General features: G+C 68.9%; 1 protein-coding gene. It reads left to right on the plus strand.

Annotated elements, in window-relative coordinates; translation table 11 throughout:
* Positions 1-1844: type I polyketide synthase (locus ABTZ94_RS37420; RefSeq protein ID WP_351207909.1), on the plus strand; the 1844-nt coding region annotated here is incomplete at both ends.

Below are 1844 nucleotides of genomic sequence, written 5' to 3' on the forward strand. Positions count from 1 at the left end.
GACGGTACGGGCTGGTCCGAGGGTGTCGGTGTGCTGCTGGTCGAGCGGCTCTCGGACGCCCGGCGCAACGGCCACCAGGTGCTGGCCGTCGTGCGTGGCTCGGCCGTCAACCAGGACGGTGCGAGCAACGGCCTGACCGCTCCCAATGGACCGTCGCAGCAGCGCGTCATCCGCCAAGCCCTGGAGAACGCCCGGCTGTCGGCCGCCGAGGTCGACGTCGTCGAGGCACATGGCACGGGTACGACGCTGGGTGACCCGATCGAGGCGCAGGCGCTGCTGGCCACCTACGGCCAGGAGCGCCCCGAGGGTCGGCCGTTGTGGCTGGGCTCGCTGAAGTCCAACCTCGGTCACACCCAGGCCGCCGCCGGTGTCGCGGGCATCATCAAGATGGTCAAGGCCATCGAGCACGGCGTGCTGCCCAAGACCCTGCACGTCGACGAGCCCACCCCCGACGTCGACTGGTCCGCCGGTGACGTCTCGCTGCTCACCGAGGCCCGGTCCTGGCCGGAGACCGGCCAGCCGCGCCGCGTCGGCATATCGGCGTTCGGCGTCAGCGGAACCAACGCCCACACCATCCTGGAGCAGGCGCCCGAGCCGACGGCGGAAGAGGACGAGGCCGCGGAGGCCACCGCCCCGGCAGTCGGCGCCGCCGTCCTGCCCTGGCTCCTGTCCGCCAAGAACGAGACCGCGCTGCGTGAGAGCGCCCGCCGCCTCGCCGCACACCTCGACGGCGCCTCCCATGACGTCGCCGACATCGGCTACTCCTTGGCCACCGGTCGCGCCGCCCTGGAGCGCCGCACCGCGATCGTCGCCGCCGATCACGACGGATTCGCCGCCGCCCTCGACGCCCTGGCGCGTGGTGAGTCGGTGCCGGGTCTGGTCGAGGGTTCGGTGACTGGTGGCGAGGTGGCTTTCCTGTTTACGGGGCAGGGGAGTCAGCGGCTCGGTATGGGCCGTGAGTTGTACGAGACGTTCCCGGCCTTCGCGGATGCCCTGGACGAGGTGTGCGCGCATCTGGACCAGTATCTGGAACAGCCTTTGAAGGGTGTGCTGTTCGGGTCTCGGGCGGAGTTGCTGGATCGGACGGGCTTTACGCAGCCTGCGTTGTTCGCGGTCGAGGTGGCGTTGTTCCGTCTGCTTGAAGGCTGGGGTGTGAAGCCGGACTTCCTGTCCGGGCATTCGATCGGTGAGCTGGCTGCCGCGCATGTGGCGGGTGTGCTGTCCCTGTCCGATGCCTCGAAGTTGGTGGTGGCTCGTGGTCGGTTGATGCAGGAGCTTCCGGCGGGTGGCGCGATGTTCGCGTTGCAGGCGTCGGAGGACGAGGTTGTGCCGTTGTTGACCGAGGGTGTGAGCATTGCCGCGCTCAACGGTCCGCAGTCTGTGGTGATCGCGGGTGACGAGGACGCGGCCGTCGCGATCGCCGCGACTTTCGAACGACAGGGCCGTAAGACGAAGCGCCTGACGGTCAGTCATGCATTTCACTCCCCGCGTATGGACGGCATGCTGGATGCGTTCCGCGAGGTCGCGGAGGGTCTGTCGTACGAGGCCCCGAAGATTCCGATCGTGTCGAATCTGACGGGTGCTGTGGTTTCCGCCGAGGAGATCGCCAGCCCCGATTTCTGGGTGCGTCACGTCCGCGAGGCCGTTCGTTTCCTCGATGGCATCCGTGCGTTGGAGGCGCAGGGCGTCACCATGTTCGTCGAGCTCGGCCCCGACGGGGTGCTCGCGGCCATGGGCCAGGAGTGCGTTGCGGGTGCGGAGAGTGCGTTCGTGCCGGTGCTGCGCAAGGGGCGTCCGGAGTCGGAGTCTCTCATGCACGCGGTGGCGCGGGCACATGTCCGTGG

The sequence above is a fragment of the Streptomyces sp. NPDC002785 genome (assembly GCF_040295565.1).
GTDB lineage: Bacteria > Actinomycetota > Actinomycetes > Streptomycetales > Streptomycetaceae > Streptomyces.